At 44.1% G+C, this 21917-nt stretch carries 17 protein-coding genes; 16 read left to right on the forward strand and 1 reads right to left on the reverse strand.

What is annotated here, in order from left to right; all coding sequences use genetic code 11:
- Nucleotide 1 precedes the first annotated feature (1 nt).
- Nucleotides 2-139: a hypothetical protein gene (locus NIE32_RS10030; RefSeq protein WP_253076759.1), complete on the reverse strand. Its 138-nt coding sequence runs from the start codon at nt 137-139 to the stop codon at nt 2-4.
- Between the two features lie 408 nt (nt 140-547).
- Here NIE32_RS10030 and hpf point away from each other — a divergent pair, with 408 nt between their 5' ends.
- From hpf to ppaX, 16 genes are all read left to right on the forward strand, one after another.
- Nucleotides 548-1090 (forward strand): ribosome hibernation-promoting factor, HPF/YfiA family, encoded by a 543-nt coding sequence (gene hpf / locus NIE32_RS10035; RefSeq protein WP_253076760.1) that lies wholly within the window; start codon nt 548-550, stop codon nt 1088-1090.
- A 513-nt stretch (nt 1091-1603) separates the two neighbouring features.
- On the forward strand, nt 1604-4123 hold the full coding sequence (gene secA / locus NIE32_RS10040; RefSeq protein WP_253076761.1) for a preprotein translocase subunit SecA: 2520 nt from the start codon (nt 1604-1606) through the stop codon (nt 4121-4123).
- Between the two features lie 29 nt (nt 4124-4152).
- Nucleotides 4153-5251, forward strand: a protein-coding gene (prfB, locus tag NIE32_RS10045; protein WP_253076762.1) for a peptide chain release factor 2 whose coding sequence is annotated in 2 segments (ribosomal slippage) — nt 4153-4215 and nt 4217-5251 — 1098 coding nt in all. Because the reading frame shifts where the segments join, the coding sequence is not laid out codon by codon here.
- Between the two features lie 347 nt (nt 5252-5598).
- Nucleotides 5599-6495 carry a YitT family protein gene (locus NIE32_RS10050; RefSeq protein WP_253076763.1) on the forward strand — a complete coding sequence of 299 codons (897 nt, stop codon included), beginning with the start codon at nt 5599-5601 and terminating at the stop codon, nt 6493-6495.
- A gap of 516 nt (nt 6496-7011) precedes the next feature.
- Nucleotides 7012-7707 carry a cell division ATP-binding protein FtsE gene (ftsE, locus tag NIE32_RS10055; RefSeq protein WP_253076764.1) on the forward strand — a complete coding sequence of 232 codons (696 nt, stop codon included), beginning with the start codon at nt 7012-7014 and terminating at the stop codon, nt 7705-7707.
- Nucleotides 7697-8590 (forward strand): permease-like cell division protein FtsX, encoded by an 894-nt coding sequence (ftsX, locus tag NIE32_RS10060; RefSeq protein WP_253076765.1) that lies wholly within the window; start codon nt 7697-7699, stop codon nt 8588-8590. Before ftsE ends, ftsX begins: the two co-directional genes overlap by 11 nt.
- Before the next feature lie 513 nt (nt 8591-9103).
- Nucleotides 9104-10561, forward strand: a complete 1458-nt coding sequence (locus NIE32_RS10065; RefSeq protein ID WP_253076806.1) for a S41 family peptidase — start codon at nt 9104-9106, stop codon at nt 10559-10561.
- Nucleotides 10562-10897: 336 nt separating this feature from the next.
- Nucleotides 10898-12097, forward strand: coding sequence for a cell division protein (locus NIE32_RS10070; RefSeq protein ID WP_253076766.1), 1200 nt, complete (start codon nt 10898-10900; stop codon nt 12095-12097).
- 365 nt (nt 12098-12462) lie between these two features.
- On the forward strand, nt 12463-12753 hold the full coding sequence (locus NIE32_RS10075; protein ID WP_253076767.1) for an AbrB/MazE/SpoVT family DNA-binding domain-containing protein: 291 nt from the start codon (nt 12463-12465) through the stop codon (nt 12751-12753).
- 636 nt (nt 12754-13389) lie between these two features.
- Nucleotides 13390-15357 (forward strand): excinuclease ABC subunit UvrB, encoded by a 1968-nt coding sequence (gene uvrB, locus NIE32_RS10080; RefSeq protein ID WP_253076768.1) that lies wholly within the window; start codon nt 13390-13392, stop codon nt 15355-15357.
- Between the two features lie 6 nt (nt 15358-15363).
- Nucleotides 15364-18243 (forward strand): excinuclease ABC subunit UvrA, encoded by a 2880-nt coding sequence (gene uvrA, locus NIE32_RS10085; protein WP_253076769.1) that lies wholly within the window; start codon nt 15364-15366, stop codon nt 18241-18243.
- A 111-nt stretch (nt 18244-18354) separates the two neighbouring features.
- Nucleotides 18355-18549 (forward strand): PspC domain-containing protein, encoded by a 195-nt coding sequence (locus tag NIE32_RS10090; protein WP_253076770.1) that lies wholly within the window; start codon nt 18355-18357, stop codon nt 18547-18549.
- Between the two features lie 5 nt (nt 18550-18554).
- Nucleotides 18555-18932: a phage holin family protein gene (locus NIE32_RS10095; protein WP_290443571.1), complete on the forward strand. Its 378-nt coding sequence runs from the start codon at nt 18555-18557 to the stop codon at nt 18930-18932.
- A 358-nt stretch (nt 18933-19290) separates the two neighbouring features.
- Complete coding sequence (hprK, locus tag NIE32_RS10100; protein ID WP_253076808.1) at nt 19291-20211, forward strand: HPr(Ser) kinase/phosphatase; 921 nt, start codon at nt 19291-19293, stop codon at nt 20209-20211.
- 35 nt (nt 20212-20246) lie between these two features.
- Nucleotides 20247-21056 (forward strand): prolipoprotein diacylglyceryl transferase, encoded by an 810-nt coding sequence (lgt, locus tag NIE32_RS10105; protein ID WP_253076771.1) that lies wholly within the window; start codon nt 20247-20249, stop codon nt 21054-21056.
- A gap of 98 nt (nt 21057-21154) precedes the next feature.
- On the forward strand, nt 21155-21808 hold the full coding sequence (gene ppaX / locus NIE32_RS10110; protein ID WP_253076809.1) for a pyrophosphatase PpaX: 654 nt from the start codon (nt 21155-21157) through the stop codon (nt 21806-21808).
- Nucleotides 21809-21917 lie beyond the last annotated feature (109 nt).

Below are 21917 nucleotides of genomic sequence, written 5' to 3' on the forward strand. Positions count from 1 at the left end.
GTTATTCAGCTGCGAGTGCTTCGTCTTCGTTATGTGTATTCAGACTTGCGAGGAATTGCAAGTAATTGTAAGTGGATTCTTTCTCGTCTTCATTGAGCCGTTCGAACAATTCAATGATTTCTTCCTTCTTGACTGACATGGTCAAAACTCCTTTTAAGAGATATGGTCACCGTCTCGCTTATTACCTTTGTGTTATGAATATATTCAAAAGACTGTGTTAGATATGCTTACACTAAAGTCATGAATGTATTTAGGAAAATATTGGACAAGATCGGGATTTTTGTGGCGATCTTTCCTGTTTGCGTAATTATTATATGTGCTATTCCAAGCAGGGTCAATACAATTTCACCCTTTAATCGGCTATGCTTTGATTGGAATATTGCATGCGAATCATACCTATTTTGCATGAATGGAAAAATTGGTTGAGATATGCACTTTTTGTCGAAAATAGAAAAAAGAAAGCGTTTGTTGTAAAAATATTTTGATGTTTGAGAAGGAATTCGGACGGGAATGGCGAATGTATATAGTATTGAAGGGAGGCTTTCTCATGGATATTATTATTCGCGGGGAAAATATCACAGTGACACCATCTTTGCAGGATTATGCAGAGAAGAGAATCAGCAAATTGGAAAAGTACTTCAACGAACCGATTGATACGAGTGCACGGGTGAACTTGCGTGTGCATAATACGGAACAGGTGGTCGAAGTTACGATTCCACTTCAAGGCCTTCTCCTGAGAGCTGAAGTTGGCGAGGAAGATCTCTATACAGCCATTGACTTGGCGGTTTCCAAGCTTGAACGTCAGGTAAAGAAATACAAGACAAAACTTAATCGAAAGAGTCGCCAGGGGGCAAAGCAAGCCCTACAGAATACCGGAAATACAGCGACGAAAACTGTTGAGGAAGAGGAAGCGCTTGACGTTGTCCGGACAAAGCACTTTGTGTTTAAGCCGATGACTGTGGATGAAGCCATTCTTCAAATGGATATGCTTGGCCACTCCTTTTTCGTCTTCAATAACGCAGAAGACAATTCAACGGCGGTCGTTTATCGTCGTAAAGACGGACGGTTTGGCTTGATTGACCAGGAATAACATTAAATCATTATCAATATACAGCTGAGGGGAGGTTCGCAGATGCGAATCTCCTCTTTTAAGTGATGAACACTCGGATCATAAAACAGACCGATAAAACTGCTGAAACGATCGATAAAATTACCAAACAGACCGATAAGCTACCCTAGCACTAGGGGAATAGGAAAAATCAAATTCAGATCCCTTATTAGGGTTTTGTCCACGGAGCTGTCTATTTCCAACTTCTATATTTTACCTTATAATGTAAATTGTTCGACTTATTCACATTTCGCTAACCCGTAAAAGGTCAACTGATTGCGAACGTATTGTGAGTGATTGATTGTTATTGCGTCAATATCATGAACGAATCGCGCTGCAATTGTCACAGTCGGCGAATATTGATAAAATAGAGAACATATTGATGAAGAACTTTTTTCGGACAGGTTTATACGTGAAAGCAAGATAGAGTGATTGACTGTGAAGGTGCGGGCAAATGGCACCAAATCAGAAATCTTAAATGAGGTGTATGCAGGCATGATAGGAATGCTCAAAAGGGTTTTAGGGGATACAAGCCTCCGCAAGCTCAGCAAGATGGAAAAAGTCGCGCATGAGATTGAGAAATTAGCCGATGAAATGAAGGCGCTGAGCGATGACGATCTTCAAGCAAAGACGCCGGAGTTCAGGCAGCGTTTGGAAAATGGTGAAACGCTGGATGATTTGCTGCCGGAAGCATTTGCGGTTGTACGTGAAGCATCGACACGTATTTTGGGCATGACCCCTTACTATGTTCAGTTAATCGGTGCGATTGCACTGCATCAAGGAAACATCGCTGAAATGAAAACCGGTGAAGGTAAAACGCTGGTCGCAACCATGCCGCTTTATTTGAACGCATTGGCAGGCAAGGGTGCTCACTTGGTTACGGTCAATGATTATCTAGCCTCCCGTGATGCTGAGCAAATGGGACTGCTCTACAATTTCCTCGGGTTGTCCGTTGGTTTGAACACGAACGGGTTATCTCCTGAGGAAAAGAAAGAAGCCTATGGTGCCGACATAACATACGGTACGAACAGTGAATTTGGCTTCGATTACTTGCGTGACAACATGGTGCTGTATAAGGAAGAAATGGTACAGCGTCCATTAAACTTTGCGATTGTCGATGAAGTGGACTCCATTCTCATTGACGAAGCGCGTACGCCATTGATCATTTCCGGTAATGCCGAGAAGTCGACCGACCTTTACGTACGTGCGAACCAATTCGCCCGCCTTCTGACTGAAAAACAGGATTACACCGTTGACCTGAAGACAAAATCGGTACAGTTGACTGAAGAAGGGATGACCAAGGCAGAAAACTTCTTCGGCATTAAGAACTTGTATGACTATTCCAATGTAACGATTAATCACCATGTGAGCGAAGCATTGAAGGCACATGCGATCATGCATCGTGATACAGATTATGTTGTGCAGGATGGTCAGATCATCATTGTCGATCCGTTTACCGGCCGTTTGATGCAAGGTCGTCGCTACAGCGAAGGGCTTCACCAAGCAATTGAAGCTAAGGAAGGGCTTGAGGTTCAGAGCGAAAGCAAGACCTTAGCAACAATTACTTTGCAGAACTTCTTCCGTATGTATAAAAAGCTCTCCGGTATGACTGGTACGGCGAAGACCGAAGAAGAAGAATTCCAAAGTATCTACAATATGGATGTTATTGAAATCCCAACGAATAAACCAATGATCCGTGTTGATAATCCGGATTTAATTTATAAAACACAAAAAGGTAAGTTCAATGCAGTTGTCGATGAAATCGCAACACTTTATCATCGCGGTCAACCGGTATTGGTGGGTACTGTAGCTGTTGAAACTTCTGAATTGATTTCGAAACTACTTAAAAGGCGCGGTATACCGCACAACGTATTGAACGCGAAGAACCATGCGCGCGAAGCAGAAATCATTGAAAACGCCGGTCAAGCAGGGTCGGTAACAATCGCCACGAACATGGCTGGTCGTGGTACCGATATTAAACTTGGTGAAGGTGTCGCTGACCTTGGTGGGCTATTCATTCTCGGTACGGAGCGTCATGAGTCTCGCCGTATTGATAACCAGTTGCGTGGACGTTCTGGACGTCAAGGCGATCCTGGTGAATCCCGTTTCTATTTGTCGCTTGAAGATGACTTGATGAAACGGTTCGGTTCCGATAAAATGAAGAGCTGGATGGAACGCATCGGTATGGATGATTCGTCACCGATTGAAAGCAAGCTCGTCAGCAAATCAGTGGAAGCTGCACAGAAGCGTGTTGAAGGAAATAACTTTGATGCCCGTAAGCAATTGCTTAAGTTTGACGACGTTATGCGCCAACAACGTGAAATCATCTATAAACAGCGTATGGAAGTACTCGAATCGAAGAATCTCCGTCCTGATATTGAAGGCATGATCAAGCTTGTTATTGAGAGCCAAGTTCAGGCACACACACCGGAACGCGAAGTGCCGGAAGAATGGGATCTTCAAGGTGTTATTGACTACTTGAATGCTAAAGTGTTCGATGAAGGCAGCCTATCGCTCAAGGATTTGGATGGTAAAGATCCTGAAGAGATGATCGATGAACTTTATGCAAAAGCGATCGATCGCTACGATGAAAAAGAAGAACTCTTCACTACGGAACGGATGCGCGAATTTGAGCGTGTGATTACTCTGCGTACGGTTGATACAAAGTGGATGGATCACATCGATGCGATGGAACAGCTCCGTGAAGGTATTTACCTGCGTGCTTACGGTCAAGTAGATCCATACCGTGAATACAATATTGAAGGCTTCAAGATGTTTGAAGAAATGGTTGCCAGCATTGACGAAGAAATCGTAAACTTCCTCATGAAAGCAGAAATTCGTGAAGAGGAGCCGATTCAACGTGAACGTGTGACTCATGGTCTGCGCGTTATCTCTGGTGGTCAGGACGACGAACCGGCAAAGAAGCAACCAGTGAAGCGCAAAGTACATGTTGGCCGTAATGATCCGTGCCCATGCGGCAGCGGTAAAAAATATAAAAACTGCCACGGAAAATAATTCTGTGCGAAATGGAAAGTAGGATGAACATGGATTTACCTGAAATGAAACACGAAATTGATGAGATGGAAACTCGTCTCAAAGAGTTTAGGGGGTCTCTTTGACTTAGATAACAAGAAGGCAAAGATCGCTGAATTGGATGAAAAAATGTCAATGCCAGGCTTCTGGGATAATAATGAAAAAGCTCAGAAGGTCATTGATGAATCCAATGAGTTAAAGGGGAAGGTTGATAGTCTCACCGACCTGGAAACCAAATTCGAAGATCTTCAAGTTGCCTATGAATTGGTCAAAGAAGAGGAAGACGAAGACCTCAAAGCGGAGCTGGAAGAATCACTTGGGGAAGCGCGTGAGGCATTTAATCATTACGAAACACGCTTACTACTGAGTGGACCGCATGACCGCAATAATGCAATTCTTGAATTGCACCCGGGTGCCGGTGGTACTGAAGCTCAGGACTGGGCATCGATGCTGCTGCGTATGTACACACGCTGGGCGGAAAATAAAGGATTTGCTGTAGAAACATTGGACTATCTGCCGGGTGATGAAGCCGGTGTGAAAAGTGTGACCCTGCTGATCAAAGGGCCGGATGCATTTGGTTACCTGAAGGCAGAAAAAGGCATTCATCGACTGGTACGTATTTCGCCATTTGATGCTGCCGGACGGAGACACACCTCTTTCGTTTCATGTGAAGTTGTTCCGGAACTTGATGATGATATTGAGATCGAAGTGCGTCCGGAAGACTTGCGTGTCGATGTGTTTCGCTCGAGTGGTGCCGGTGGTCAGCACATCAATAAGACCTCTTCCGCTGTGCGCATGACGCACCTCCCGACCGGTATTGTTGTGAGTTGCCAGTCGGAACGGTCGCAATTTCAGAACCGTGATCAGGCAATGAAGATGTTGAAATCACGCTTATACCAATTGGAAGAAGAGAAAAAGGAAGCAGAAATGGCTGCACTCCACGGCGAGCAGAAAGAAATCGGCTGGGGAAGCCAGATTCGTTCCTATGTCTTCCACCCCTATTCCATGGTGAAGGATCATCGCACCAATGTTGAAATTGGTGACGTGAACCGCGTCATGGACGGAGATATTGATCCGTTTATTGATGCATACCTGCGCCTACATCTGTGAAACGCAAGGTTAGAGAGGGTGTCTCAAAAGTCTAATGACTGTGAGACACCTTTTTTGCGCGTATTTTAATGAGATACGCGCATCACCATCGATTTTTCGTGCGGCTTCGAAGCAGACTCGCGCGCAATACAGGTTTTTGGCACGCGTACGGATCCGGATCCGTTTGGCGCGACTTACTTTTTTCTCAGGATTTATTTTATTGATGAGCGATTTAACGTCAATCATGTAGAAGTCGATTGACCATTATGAAACGCATGCATTAAAATAAGAGCATTCTTCTATTTTTTTGGATTTTGGAGAACAGTATTTAGTGAAACCGACTGTTCTTCCGGTAAAGGAGCATTTTTATGTATTTCTTCAAGAAAAGGGACAAGCATACGGTTGTTCCGCGTGGAAAATTTGCCATTTTAATGGACTATATTCTCGTCATTATCGGTTCGTTTATCGTCGGAATTACGTTTAACACCTTTATGCTTCCGACCCATATTGCCTCCGGCGGCGTGGCTGGGATCAGTATTGTGTTGCACTGGACGCTCGGCTGGGCACCTTCTTACACCCAGTGGGGATTGAATCTACCGATTTTCATTTTAGGTTTAGTAATTCTTGGCAAAGAATTTGGTTATTTAGATTACATGATGAAGATCTTGCTTGGCACGGTGACGTTGCCGTTCTTCGTTTTCTTGACAGCCGAGGTCCCTGCTGCAACGCAGAGCCCATTACTTGGTGCTTTGTTTGGCGGCGTCGGTACCGGGGTTGGTTTAGGACTTGTTTTTCGTGGGCGCGGCTCTACTGGAGGCACAGCACTCGCCGGACAAATTGTACATAAGTATACCGGCATTTCCTTAGGGGTTTGTGTCTCACTTTTTGACGGGGTGATTGTACTCACTTCAGCTTTCTTCATGTCGCTTGGGGCGGCACTCTACGCATTAATCAGTATTTATGTAACGGCTAAAATGATTGATGTTGTGCAGCTCGGCTTTAATACAGAAAAGATGGCACTGATCATTTCTGAAAGAGAAGATGAAATGCGTCAAGCAATCCTGGATGAAATTGATCGTGGTGTGACGCGAATTACGAGCCAAGGGGGTTATACCGGCGATAATCGGCCGATGCTGATGACTGTCGTTTCACAGGGTGAATTGACACACCTAAAGCAGTTAGTTCGCTCGATTGATCCGGATTCCTTTTTCATTTTGACCAATGCAACTGAGGTATTTGGTAAAGGTTTCTATAAACGCAGTTAAGGGACTTGCTTTAAGACTTAAGCGGAGGGAATTTCACCTCCGTTTTTTTGTTGCCTAGAAAATAATCGACTTCTGATTAATGTTTAGCCAATGCATAAAAATAGGGAATCAATGCGCGAAAAGCGGAAGCCCACGCGCGAAAACCACAATCGGACAATTACATCAAGAAAAAGGGGACTCATATTAGTTCCGGGTAGAGAAGAATCTAACCGTTTCACCGGCGTTATTCGCCATTTTTCATCAAAAAATTTCATTACAATACTTCATTTGAAATTGAAATGTAATAATTTTCGTAGGGATTATGTCGGATTCTGATGGTATAATTACTATTGATTAGTGGAGTGTTTTGTTTTTCTACATAGTTTGTGCGCAAAAATGGTGTCCTTGCTTAACTTCATGGCAACCCACCCATTTTAATGATTCGTGCGAATGGTTTTACATAGAAATGAGTGAATCAGACAGATTTCTAGAAATAAAGACAAAATGTGCAAAAAAGATTTTGGGGGAAGGAACTTTATGGAAGACGTAATTTTGATGCAAAATGTCTGGAAAGCCTACCCAAATGGGGTCATGGCATTGAACGGCATTGATCTGTCTGTCAAACAAGGCGAATTTGTCTATATTGTTGGCCCAAGTGGGGCAGGTAAATCAACGTTTATTAAAATGATTTTTAGAGAATTGAAGCCTACAAGAGGCAAGATATTCATTAATAATAAAAATATCGCGAATTTGCGTGAGCGTCAGGTCCCATATTTTCGACGTAAAATTGGTGTTGTCTTTCAGGACTTCCGATTATTGCCGAAACTGACGGTCTATGAAAATGTGGCGTTCGCACTTGAAGTTATTGAAGAACATCCGCGGACGATCAAGAAGCGTGTCATGGAAGTACTTGATCTGGTCGGCTTGAAACATAAAATGCGCTCATTTCCGGATCAACTTTCCGGTGGCGAGCAGCAGCGGGTATCCATTGCGCGCTCAATATGCAACCGTCCTCCTGTATTGATTGCCGACGAACCTACAGGTAACCTTGACCCGGAAACTTCATGGCAGATTATGGACGTGTTCAAAAGGATCAATGAACAGGGAACAACAATTGTCATGGCAACCCACAACCGAGATATTGTTAATAAGATCAGGCACAGAGTTATTGCTCTTGAAGGCGGTATGATAGTGCGTGACCAGCAGGAAGGGGACTATGGCTATGAAGATTAGAACTCTGAGAAGACATGTCAATGAAAGCTTTAAGAGCCTCGGACGGAACGGTTGGATGACGTTCGCTTCAGTGAGTGCTGTAACCGTGTCACTCGTTCTGGTTGGTCTGTTCCTGATGGTAATGTTTAACCTAAACAAGATCGCCGGCGATATTGAAAGTGATGTTGAGGTTCGTGTCTATTTGGATCAATCCATCACACAAGCACAGCAGGATGCGCTTGAACAAGACCTCAAGGAAGTTAAAAATGTGCAGTCTGTACAGTTCCAGTCTAAGAAACAAGGCTTGAACAGCCTGATGAAGAGTCTTGGCAATGATAAGAAGAGCTTTGCTGATCTTCAGAAGGAAAATCCGCTGCCCAACGCATTTATTCTAAAAACGAAGAAACCGGAACAAACGATTCATGTCGCTAACCAGGTGAGAGATTTACCGAATGTCACCGATGTGCGTTATGGAAAAGGTACGGTTGAAAAGTTGTTCCATTTCATAAGAATTGCTCGAAATGTCGGCATCGTATTGATTATCGGTTTGCTGTTTACCTCGGTATTCTTGATTGCGAATACCATTAAGCTAACGATTGTTGCGCGTCGCCGAGAAATTGAAATCATGAAACTGGTTGGTGCGACGAATGCCTTTGTCCGGTGGCCATATTTCATTGAAGGTTTGGTCATGGGAATTCTTGGATCGGTGATTCCGGTCGTATTGGTCATGGTTGTGTACCGATTCGCCTATTACGGCCTTGGAGGCAATCTGCAGCAGATGTTCATCCGGTTGATCCCTTATCACACCATGACGACGAATTTGAGCCTGTTGCTGGTCGGTATCGGTGCAATAATCGGCGTCTGGGGCAGCATGAGTTCTGTACGTAAGTTCTTGAAAGTTTGAATTTCGAAGCCACCCGTATTCTTCAGGTGGTTTTTTTTAAAATAAGAGAGTAACAATTTTAACTTAAAAATTCGGCGAAGATGCGAGACGCCTGCAGGAAAGTGAGCTCGGGTGACTCGGCAGATTTATGAATGGCCGAGGAGGCTCCTGGATCACCCGTGGCAAGCGAGAAAACGAAGCAGAATTGATGTAAAGAAAGGACTGGACGGTTTTTGTCCAGTTCTTCTAACACCTATCAACGGAATAGCTTTCATGGTTCAAAATGATGTTTTCGAGACAGGACTGTTCAATTGCTGTAAGATAAGGATTATATTCTTCGGAAAAAATGAATAAAAGAGTACAAATAAGCGAAAAAGATGATATGTGGTCGGAGAACGGGACAGCTCTTTCGGAACATTGGAGATTAACCGCCGAGTCATTAGAATCTCTACGCTTACTGGATCAAGTCTATTAATTTTTTGGATGCCGGCATTTTTCGATGAGCACCGGCGTATTTTGAGGAGGCAATACATGATGAAGAAGTTCAGTGGCAAAGTGGTCGCTTTGCTTATGGCGATCGCACTGGTCGTTGGCGCAGGTGGCTCCTACGCAGTGTTCGGCGTTGTTCAGAGTCGCCAGGCACCTGTTGCAACAGCGACAGCCGGTTCGACTATATCAGATAAGGATACAGCAAAAATTAAGGCAATACATGATTTAATTGAAAAGGAATATTTTCAAAAAGTCAGCGGATCGAAACTGTATGATGGTGCCATTAAGGGCATGATTGAAGCGTTGAATGATCCTTTTTCGAGCTACATGAATGCGAAGACAGCATCTGATTTTACACAATCGTTATCCTCATCCTTCCAAGGGATTGGTGCGGAGGTCCAAATGGTTGGCAAACAAGTCACCATTATTTCACCAATTAAAGGATCACCGGCAGAAAAAGCGGGATTAAAGCCAAAAGATGCGATTGTTACGATTAATGGAAAATCAACGGATGGCCTTGATATTAATGAAGCGGTGAATAAGATCCGCGGCAAGAAGGGAACAGTCGTCCGAATCGGGATTAAACGGCCTGGAGTTGCCAATGCGCTAACCTTTGCGATTAAGCGTGATGATATTCCAATTCGGACTGTTGATAGTAAGATGATCAAGCGAGACGGTCAACCGATCGGTTATATCGCCATCACACAATTCAACGAGAATACGGATAAAGAATTTTCCACTGCACTCAGCAAACTTGAAGGAAACGGTATGAAAGGTTTGATTATTGATGTGCGTGGCAATCCGGGTGGTTATCTCCAAGCTGTTGAGAAAATAGGTAACTTGCTTGTACCAGACAACAAACCGATTGTTCAAATTGAAGATCGCGCCGGTAAAAAGCAGCCGTTCTATTCAACGTTGAAAAAGAAAAAGAACTATCCAATTACCGCATTGATTGACGGCGGAAGTGCCTCTGCATCGGAGATTCTCGCCGGTGCGCTTCATCAAGCAGGTGGCTATCCATTGGTCGGTGTGAAGTCCTTCGGTAAAGGGACTGTTCAGCAAGGTATTGAACTCTCCGATAAGAGTGAGCTAAAATTAACAACCGACAAATGGCTGACGCCGAACGGTGACTGGATTCACAAGAAAGGCATAAAACCAACCATTAATGTGAAGCAGCCGGATTACTACTATGTTGCGCCGATCATCTTGAAAAAGGGTAAGACGCTTAAGGCGGATCAGAATAACGACACGATCGCTGATGCACAGAAAATGTTGAAAGCAGCAGGTCAGAATCCTGGACGCACCGATGGTTATTTCAGTGCACAGACCGTTCAGGCTGTAAAAGCATTCCAGAAAGCAAAGAAACTTCCTGCTTCAGGTATCATTAATCAGAAAACTGCTGATGCATTGCAGCAGGCAACGCTATCGGCAATCAGCAATCAGAAAAATGATCGTCAGCTGAATGCCGCGGTTAATGAGATTGTGAACGCCATTCAAAAATGAGAGAATTAGGGGCTGAAATCAAAAGTTCCTCATGAAATTGAATAGAGTAACGGAGATGACTCAAGAGTTTAATTTGAGTCATCTTTTTTCTATAGAAAACTGATTCAGATTGACCCTGGTGGAATTGAAATGGAAATCTCCAGGACACAATCACCAATTTTTATGTAACTAAATTCACAAAATTTAGCTTGAAGGTTGTCACGTCATGTATAATTATAGAGAGTTACTATTTATGCAGGAAAACATGAATAATTTGGCGAAAAATCAAGTTGTTATAGATAAAATGAACAAATAAATGCATGAGTGAATGACTGATTGATCCTGGGGGAATGACCGATGGTTGACAGCTTAAAAGTGATACTTTATGGTATAGCTTCATTTTTCTTAAATCCAATATTATATCTGTTATTCATCGCGTTGTTCGTGTATAGTGCACAGCGCGTGAGACGTGAACGGCGCTCGTTTCGAGTCAAGGCTTATGGAATGTTCAACTCTATTTTTGCAAGTATTGGACCAAGCCTTTTGATTGGGATGATGGTTTCCGTTGTTCTCGTTCTTGCAGGTGTGAGTCTCAAACCGGGTGTTCTCGTGCTCTTTTCGGCTGGATACTTGGTGACCTTACTCATCTGTCAGCAGCGTTTTCTATCGCCGGCTCTCGCAAGTGGCATCACCCTTGCTGCTGCTTATTTCATGCCCGTCATACATACGGACTATCCGCTTGTGAACAGCTGGATCATCGACATCCATAGGATGGATTATCTGTCGTTCGGCATTTTTATGACGATCTGTCTACTGGCTGAGACAGCGCTCGTTTTCTTCTGGGGTGCTTCTCAGACTTCGCCACGATTAATAAGCAGTCATCGAGGGGGACTAGTTGGTGCCCATGAAGCCTGTCAGTTATGGATTGCCCCTATTCTCTTTCTTGTTCCGATGCCGGATGCTGTTGGAGCAATCGGGCATTGGCCGTTTGTATCAAGTGGGGCTTCATTCGGATTCGCCTTATTTCCACTCGGTATAGGCTTTGCACAGTTGATTACGCACGAACTGCCTGCATTTGCTACGCGTCAGACATCACGTTGGATGCTGCTTACTGCGTGTGCGACAGCTATTTTTTCTGGTGTGTTTTATTTCATCCATTTACCTCTATTGATTGTGATCGGTGGTCTTATTGCACTTGTCAGCCGTTTGACATTAGTTTGGTACCATCATCATTTGCGTGAGACACGTCCATTTTGTTTCTTAATGCCCAATAATGGCCTACGCGTCATCGGAACCATTCCTCACTCGCTAGGCGCACGAATGGGTATCGAACCGGGTGAAGAAATTTGCCGCGTCAATGATCAGGAGATCAGTAGTGTCTATGAATTTTATGAAGCATTGCAGAAACACGCCGCGTATTGCAAGCTTGAGGTGATTGACCGATTTGGTCAACAACGGTTTGCAAAAGGTCCGATTCACGAAGATGATGATCATAAAATTGGACTACTTTTTCTTGAAAGTGACCATTGGAAGTTCAACCAAAAGACAAATTTGTAAGTAAACCTGCGAATACTTTGACTGGAACAAAAATCCGGAAATGGAAACAGCAGTGACGCACATTCCAGGTTTCTCTGAAAATGAGATGGAAGTCTAGCTTTGCGTGACGCGCTGCCCGCAGAACAAAGAGCGAGCGTCAGATGCTGCAAATACCGGTCTGTTGTTCCAATCACTTTTCGAATGAACGAAGTGAACGTAAGCCTAGTGGATGCCGACAGCGCAATGTCAAAAGAAAAAAGTGCAAAAAATGTCGCGTTCAGTAGATAATTCGAACATTGTTTCACTTCTAGGTGCTATAATTTATGTAATTTAGAGCGAAGAGCAAGTTGGTGAGCGTAGATAAGTTGGAGAGGAGGAGTACACTCATGAAATCGACAGGTATTGTACGTAAAGTTGATGAGCTTGGACGTGTCGTCATTCCTATTGAATTACGACGAACGATGAACATTAAAGAAGGCGATCCACTCGAAATCTTCACAGAAGATGATCATATTATTTTTAAAAAATATGTACCGAGTATGGCTTGTCAAATTACTAATGAAGTTTCCCCGGATAATCTTGTTTTGGCGAATGGCAAACTGATTCTGAGTCGCAAAGCAGCAAAGGGTATCGTTGAAGAAATTGAAAAATACATGGGTGAAGATACTCATTCATAAATAAATATGAATGGAAAAAAACTTCTGTGGCATCATGCCATGGAAGTTTTTTAGTTCAAGTAAAGAAAGTAATATGCTCATAAAGCAAGAGGTTGTGAACGAATGATGCAGATACGAGACTCTTGCGAGACAGGTATCAGCGCGAATCCGCAGACTTTTGTCTGTTCGAGGAGGGTCACGGTGTGCCTGTGTAAGCGAGCAATCAAATCGTAATTGATTTAAGATCTAGGACAGGCGGTTTTTCTTAACCTACATAGGTAATTCCTGATTTGCGCATTGGATCAATTAAGTCGCGCATGGATCTCGAATTTTTGCGCATTGGATCCACATAAATAATTAAATGGGAGACGGATCAGTACAACTTACGCTTTGCTTATTCTCTATCCTGACCAAAGCACGTTTTCTCGTTTTTATAGGGCGCGCATTGCTTGGGTATCCTGTTGACTAAATTAGAAGATTCTATGTGGCTCATCTTTATTTGCATGGATAACAAAATTGGGAATATCCGTTCGCATTTTGCTGTTATTTTACAGTCAAGGTATGCTATACTTTAATAAAGATTTTTATACTTTTTGGACAAATAATGCGTAAAACAAATACATTTCTGTACAAAATCAAGGATTGGAGGACGGCACGATGGATTTCCAGCTTGCGTCCCATTTTAAACCGCAAGGCGACCAACCGGAAGCAATTCGGGAACTGGTTCATGGTATTGAAAACGGAGCGAAACATCAGACGTTGCTCGGCGCAACCGGTACCGGCAAAACCTTTACGATGTCGAATGTAATCGCTCAAGTGAAGAAGCCAACATTAGTTATTGCCCACAATAAAACGTTGGCGGGACAATTGTACAATGAGTTTAAGGAATTTTTTCCAAATAATGCAGTTGAGTATTTTGTTAGCTATTACGATTATTATCAACCGGAAGCGTATATTCCGCAGACGGATACCTATATTGAGAAGGATTCAAGTATCAATGATGAAATTGATAAGCTTCGTCACTCAGCGACGAGTTCGCTTTTTGAACGTCGTGATGTGATCATCGTTGCCAGTGTCTCCTGTATTTATGGTTTGGGTTCACCGGAAGAATACAAGTCTCTCGTTCTTTCGCTCCGTCCAGGAATGGAGAAAGATCGAGACGCAATGCTGCGTCAGCTTGTCGACATTCAGTATTCACGAAATGATATTAACTTTACCCGCGGCACATTCCGTGTACGCGGTGATGTGGTTGAAATTTTCCCCGCCTCTCGCGACGATCACTGTATTCGAGTGGAATTCTTCGGTGATGAAATTGAACGGCTGACAGAAATGGATCCGATGACCGGTGAGATTGTCGGAGAGCGGGATCATGTCGCGATCTACCCGGCATCGCACTTCGTCACCGGGCAAGAGAAAATGAAACGAGCGATTGTGAACATCCAGAAAGAGTTAGAGGAGCGTTTGAAGGTCCTTAATGATAATGGAAAATTACTAGAAGCACAAAGACTGGAACAACGGACGCGCTATGATTTGGAAATGATGGAGGAAGTCGGCTTCTGCTCAGGAATCGAGAACTATTCTCGGCACTTGACCTTCCGTCAACCGGGTGAATCTCCTTATACTCTGATGGATTATTTTCCGAAGGATTTTCTGATCATGGTCGATGAGTCACATGCTACACTTCCGCAGATTCGAGCAATGTATAATGGTGACCAGGCGCGTAAGAATGTGCTTGTTGATCATGGGTTCCGCTTGCCATCGGCCAAAGATAACCGGCCATTGAAGTTTGAAGAATTCGAAGAACGAATCAATCAGATTGTCTATGTTTCTGCGACACCTGCGGATTATGAACTTGAGCATTCTGGAAAGCCTGTGGAACAGATTATTCGTCCGACGGGATTGCTTGATCCTCAAATAGAAGTTCGGCCAATTAAAGGTCAGATTGATGATCTCTATGATGAGATTAACATCCGTATTAAGAAGCATGAACGCGTGCTCGTGACCACACTGACGAAAAAGATGGCGGAAAATCTCACCGACTATTTGAAAGGTATGGGAATTAAGGTCAACTACCTACATTCGGAAGTCAAAACGCTAGATCGGATTGAAATCATTCGTGATCTAAGGCGTGGTGAATTTGACGTCCTTGTCGGGATTAACTTGCTTCGTGAAGGTCTTGATATTCCGGAAGTTTCACTGGTTGCAATCTTAGATGCTGATAAGGAAGGATTTCTTCGTTCCGAACGTTCGCTGATTCAGACGATTGGGCGTGCAGCAAGAAATGCTGAAGGACGTGTGATTCTTTATGCCGATCGCGTTACCGATTCGATGCGTCTTGCGATGGATGAAACGGCACGTCGCCGTAAAATCCAAACCGCATTTAATGAAGAACATCACATAACACCACAGACGATAAAGAAAGCGATCCCGGAATTAATCAAAGCGACGTATGAAGTGGAGAAACAGAGTAGTTCGGGTAAGAAGAAGCAAAAATTGACAAAGAGCCAACGGAATAAAGCAATCCTCAGTATTGAAAAAGAAATGAAGCAGGCCGCTAAATCGCTAGACTTTGAGCGCGCAGCAGAGTTGAGGGATGCACTCTTTGAATTGAAGGCGGAGGGGTAAGCATAGATGGTACTAGAAAATATTGTGGTTAAAGGCGCGCGTGAACATAACTTGAAGAACGTCAATGTAACAATTCCCAGAGATAAAATGGTTGTTGTGACCGGTTTGTCCGGATCCGGGAAATCATCGCTGGCATTCGATACGATTTATGCTGAAGGGCAACGCCGCTATGTTGAATCCCTGTCCGCTTATGCCCGCCAATTTCTCGGTCAAACCAACAAGCCTGATGTTGATGCGATTGAGGGACTATCACCAGCCATATCTATTGATCAAAAGACGACGAGCCATAACCCGCGCTCAACCGTAGGGACAGTTACTGAGATTTATGATTATATGCGTCTGCTTTTTGCACGCATCGGTCATCCTTATTGCCCAACGCACGGGATTGAAATTACATCCCAAACGATTGAACAAATGGTCGACCGAATTATGGTTTTTCCAGAACGCACGAAGTTACAGATTCTTGCCCCAATCATCACCGGAAGAAAGGGCACACATGCAAAAGTGCTCGAGGAGATGAAGAAAAAAGGCTATGTTCGTGTACGCGTGGATGGTGAAATGCATGAGGTTGCCGAAGAGATAAAACTCGAAAAAAATAAAAAGCATACTATTGATGTGGTCATCGACCGTATTATCGTGAAACAGGGGATTGAAGGCAGGTTAGCCGATTCTCTTGAGGCGGCGACCAAATTAACCGATGGACGCGTCGTTGTCGACGTGATTGATGGGGAGGAGCTTCTCTTTTCGGAACAACATTCTTGTCCCTATTGTGGATTCTCTATTGGCGAATTAGAACCTCGACTCTTCTCGTTCAATAGTCCGTTTGGTGCTTGTCCGGATTGCGACGGGTTAGGATCCCGTATGGAGGTAGATCCTGACCTGGTTATTCCTGATCAATCCAAGTCTTTGGAAGAAGGGGCGATTATCGCTTGGGAACCGACTAGTTCCCAATATTATCCCCAGTTATTGAAGGCAGCATGTGCACACTTTGGTGTTGATATGAACGTGCCGGTTTCCAAATTACCTAAGGACCAATTGAACCTTATACTCTACGGTTCGGGTACGGAGCGTGTTCATTTTCACTATGAAAATGAGTTTGGTGATGTCCGTGATAAGGATATGTATTATGAAGGGGTTATCCCGAATATTGGCCGCAGATATCGTGAGACTAGTTCGGACTATATTCGGGAACAGATGTCGGAATACATGATGCAGAAGCCATGCCCAACATGCCATGGACATCGTTTGCGTCCAGAGGCATTGGCGGTGAAAATCGGCGGCAAACAAATTAGTGAAGTGACAGAGTTGCCGATCCGGGAAATGCTTCACTATTTTAATGATCTGGACCTCAGTGAGAAAGAGCAGACCATTGCCCGATTGATTTTACGTGAGATTCGGCAACGGACTCAGTTCTTAATTGATGTGGGCCTGGATTACTTAACGCTCGGTCGTGCAGCTGGAACACTCTCAGGCGGTGAGGCGCAGCGTATTCGGTTGGCAACGCAAATCGGTTCACAATTAATGGGTGTGCTTTACATATTGGACGAGCCGTCAATCGGTCTACACCAACGAGATAACGATCGCCTGATTCATTCTTTGCTCGGCATGAGGGATCTGGGAAACACGTTGATTGTCGTCGAACATGATGAAGATACGATGCTCGCGTCGGATTACATCATTGATGTTGGTCCGGGTGCCGGTGAACATGGTGGCCAAATAACGGCACAAGGTACCCCTGAAGAAATTATGCACGATGAGCAGTCATTAACTGGCCAGTATTTGTCGGGTCGCAAGTTTATCCCTGTTCCATCCAAACGTAGAAAGGTAACGAAACGAGAGATTAAAATTGTCGGTGCAAAGGAAAATAACTTAAAAAATGTAACAGTCGGCTTCCCACTCGGCGTTATGACGGTGGTCACCGGCGTATCAGGTTCCGGGAAAAGTACACTCGTGAATGAAGTGCTTTTCAAAGCACTCGCCCAGAAAATGCATGGGCGTCGCGATATTCCTGGTCAATACAAGCAAATTAAAGGCATTAAAGAATTGGATCGTGTCATTCAAATTGATCAAGCACCGATTGGCCGTACACCGCGTTCCAACCCGGCCACCTACACAGGTGTCTTTGACATGATTCGTGAAGTGTTTGCTGAGACGAATGAAGCGAAAGTGCGGGGGTATAAAAAGGGCCGTTTTAGCTTTAACGTCAAAGGCGGTCGCTGTGAAGCCTGCAGCGGTGACGGTATCATCAAAATTGAAATGCATTTTCTTCCTGATGTTTACGTGCCGTGTGAAGTCTGCCATGGCAAACGCTATAATCGTGAGACACTAGATGTTACGTATAAGGGCAAGACGATTGCCGATGTTCTGGATATGACGGTGGAAGAAGGTCTGGAATTCTTCAAAAATGTACCGCGCATCAAGCGCAGATTGGAACCTTTGTTTGATGTTGGTCTTGGCTATATCCGTCTTGGTCAGCCAGCGACCACGCTTTCTGGTGGTGAAGCACAGCGAGTTAAATTGGCATCACAACTCTATCGGAGAACAAAAGGTCGTGCGCTTTATATTCTCGATGAACCGACAACAGGATTGCATATGGATGATATTTCACGACTTCTCGTTGTCCTGCAAGCGCTCGTTGACAGTGGTGACAGTGTGCTCATTATTGAGCATAATCTGGATGTCATTAAATGTGCCGATTACTTGATTGATCTTGGTCCGGAAGGCGGAAATGGTGGAGGGACAATTGTCGTCACCGGTACACCGGAAAAAGTTGCGGAAACGAAAGGATCTTACACAGGCAAGTATCTCAAACCGGTTCTGGAGAGGGACCGTGAGCGGATGATCAAGCACCTTCAAGAACAGCAGCAAGTTGCGGAAAAGGCTTAATAATGATGTTTTATTCAGCATCTGGATCTCCGTGAAATCGAAAATATGCTTGTGAATAGGCATGATGAAAAGGTATAGTTGAATAAGATAAGAAAGGCAGGAGGGATCACGTTGCAGAAAAGACTGTATCGATCTGAAAAGAACAGATTTCTTGGTGGAGTGCTTGGCGGGATCGGAGAATATTTTTCGATTGATCCGACATTGGTGAGACTTGGCTTTCTCGTGGTTGCTTTATTTACTGCCGTCTTTCCGTGTATTCTAGGTTATCTCATTGCTTACTTCATTATTCCTGAACAGAGAGTGTGACGCGTTTGTTTAAAAACTGGTTTGCTAAGACTTTGCTTAGCATTATCATTAATATGATCATTTTAATGACACTGGCCGGATATTTGCACACAATGGTACAGATTTCCGGAATTGGCGCTGCCTTTGCGGCGAGTCTGATCTTGTCGTTGCTTAATCTTTTTATTCGACCGGTGCTTATTTTGTTATCTTTGCCAGCAACGGTAATAACGCTTGGCTTTTTTATCTTCGTGATTAATGCACTCATGTTGCTCCTGACTGCTGCGATCATGGGACCGGCGTTCCAACTCGACGGATTTGGAAGTGCACTCATTGTGGCGATTATAATGGCGATTTGCCAAATGATCATTCAAAACTTTATCATCAAGCCATTACGACACGGGTAAACGTGTCGTTTTTTTTATGAGAAAAGAAGTGCTTCATAACGATGTAAAAATGTCGTACGATCTGAATTTGTGCAGAAAAGTTTTCTCTTACCTTAAAGATGATTGGAAAGAATATATGGTAAAATGAAGAAAATGTGATTTTTGATCAGGTGAATCGTCCTGATTTTATCGATAAAACTTGAGGGAGCGGCAGACTGACAAGTTGCTGCAATGATAGATAGAAATGGAGGCTGATTTTCTCCCTCAGGTATGTACGCCTTGCCGGGCGGATTTTATGCTTTTGGAACGCGGGTCAGCCTTGTTCTTAAGGTGCGTGATGAAGAAAGAAGTCGGACAGGTTCCGGTGGCACACCTTCCTATGAATAGAGTACGTGTGAGCGAATTAATCGAGCATTTTGATTTGAAACTGGTTAGTGGCAAAGAAGGACTGGATCGAGAAATTATTGTTAGTGATATTTCACGGCCAGGATTGGAAATTGCAGGGTATTTTACCTATTACCCACGAAGACGGCTTCAATTATTAGGTCGTACCGAACTTTCCTTCTTTAATGAACTGAGTATGGATGAACGGTATAAGCGCACCTCTCAACTTTGTACTGAACAAACACCATGTATTGTGATTTCGCGTGGTATTGAGGTGCCGGAGGAATTTATTATTTCATCGAACAAACGGCATGTACCTGTCCTTCAATCGAAGATGCAAACCACCCGTTTGAGCAGTATGATTACGAATTATTTAGAGTCCCGTTTGGCGCCGATGACAGCAGTGCATGGGGTACTGGTTGATGTCTATGGAGTTGGCGTTCTGATTACCGGTGACAGTGGTGTTGGTAAGAGTGAAACAGCGCTTGAACTGGTCAAACGCGGGCATCGTCTCGTCGCTGATGATTCTGTCGAAATTCGCCAGGAAGGTGAATCCGAACTCGTGGGCAGCGCTCCTGAATTGATTCAACATTTGCTGGAAATTCGCGGGCTTGGTATCATTAATGTTATGACGCTGTTTGGTGCAGGTGCTGTTCGGAATTATAAAACAGTCTCTTTGGTCATTCATCTTGAATTATGGGATCAGAGTAAAGTCTATGACCGGTTAGGTCTCGATGAAGAGAAGACCAAGCTGATTGATACAGAAGTGCCGCGCCTTGTCTTGCCGGTTCGTCCGGGCCGAAACTTGGCTGTGATCATTGAGGTGGCAGCGATGAACTATCGTCTGAAAAATATGGGTTATCATGCAGCACAGCAGTTTGCCGATCGACTAAACGATTCGCTGCATGATCGCTAAACAGAACAAGTCATTGAATTAGGGGTGAGTATTTGATGGTTCAAAACTTCGAACCGATTGATCGGGTCGCCTTTCAAGTCGGTCCGCTTCATATTTATTGGTATGGAATTATTATTGCGTCTGGAGCGCTTCTTGGTTTATTACTTGCCATGCGCGAGGGTAAGCGTCTAAAACTTCCTGCCGATACGTTTACAGATCTCATTTTGTATGCTGCGCCAATTGCTGTCATCTGTGCGCGCATTTATTATGTTGCATTCGAATGGAGCTACTACTCAAAACATCCGGATCAAATTATTGCGATCTGGAATGGTGGCATCGCCATTTATGGCGCATTGATCGGTGCTGTTCTGACAACGGTTATTTATTGTCGCATCCGACATCTCTCTTTTTGGAAAGTCGCCGATGTGGCCGCGCCGAGTGTTATTCTGGGGCAAGCGATTGGACGTTGGGGCAATTTTATTAACCAAGAAGCACATGGTGGACCAACCACACGTGCAGCGCTGGAACAGATGCACCTGCCGACGTTTATCGTGAATCAAATGTATATCAACGGTACGTACTATATTCCGACTTTTCTTTATGAGTCTGTTTGGAATAGTGTCGGGTTCATCTTGCTTTTACTGGCAAGGAGATTCGTAAAGTTACAGAGGGGCGAACTGTTTCTTTCCTACATGGTGTGGTATGCCATTGGGCGTTGCTACATTGAAGGTTTGCGTACAGACAGTCTGATGCTCGGACCGCTTCGTGTTTCCCAGTGGCTTTCTGTACTTTTGATCATACTTGGTATCGGATTATTTGTGTATTGGCGCTTTGTTCAAAAGAAACGGCCGTATTACGGCGAATAACATGTTGCTCACATTGAAATCACCGCAGTTTGTCCACTCTTTGCGGTGATTTTCCATTCATGTAGTAACTCGTGATCAGAATTGAAAAGGAGGATCTTATTTTGATTCATACGGTATTATTTGATTTAGATGGCACGCTAATTGATACGAATAACCTGATTTTAACGTCTTTTCAGTACACGTTGGACCGTTATTTTCCAGGAAAATATACGAGAGATGATCTCATCCCTTTTATTGGCGAGTCGCTTGAAAAGAGCTTTGACAGTGTCAGTCCCGCATTGAGAGATGAAATGGTTGATGTATACCGGGAGCACAACAGTCGCCATCATGATCAACTGGTCCGGGAATTTCCTCGGGTTCGGGAAACCCTAGAACAGCTGAAGGCAGAGGGATGCAAGCTTGGTGTTGTGTCCACAAAACGCAGAGATATGGTGGAAAGAGGACTCCATGTGACTCAAATGGGGAACTTCTTTGAAACAGTGGTCACCAGTGATGATGTGCATCAATTGAAGCCGAATCCGGAACCGGTGGAAAAGGCGATGCATGCCCTTTCCGCGATGACCGATTCAACACTTATGGTTGGTGATAGTCCCGCAGATATTTTAGCTGGTGAGCGGGCCCATGTACGTACTGCTGCTGTTGGCTGGTCGTTAAAAGGCAGAGCCATGCTTGAACAGTTAAATCCTGATTATCTGCTTAATAACATGCATGACCTGTTGGGTATTGTCCGCACTGCTGATGTTGCCTTATAATAGTAATCCCCATCACATCATTGATTAAAACGACCGTTCATGGGTTCATGGGCGGTCGTTTGTGTGCTGAATCGATGGGTACGGAAATTAAACACAACCGATCGTTGAG

The organism is Sporolactobacillus kofuensis, from assembly GCF_024125425.1.
In the GTDB taxonomy this organism is placed as follows: Bacteria; Bacillota; Bacilli; order Bacillales; family Sporolactobacillaceae; genus Sporolactobacillus; species Sporolactobacillus kofuensis.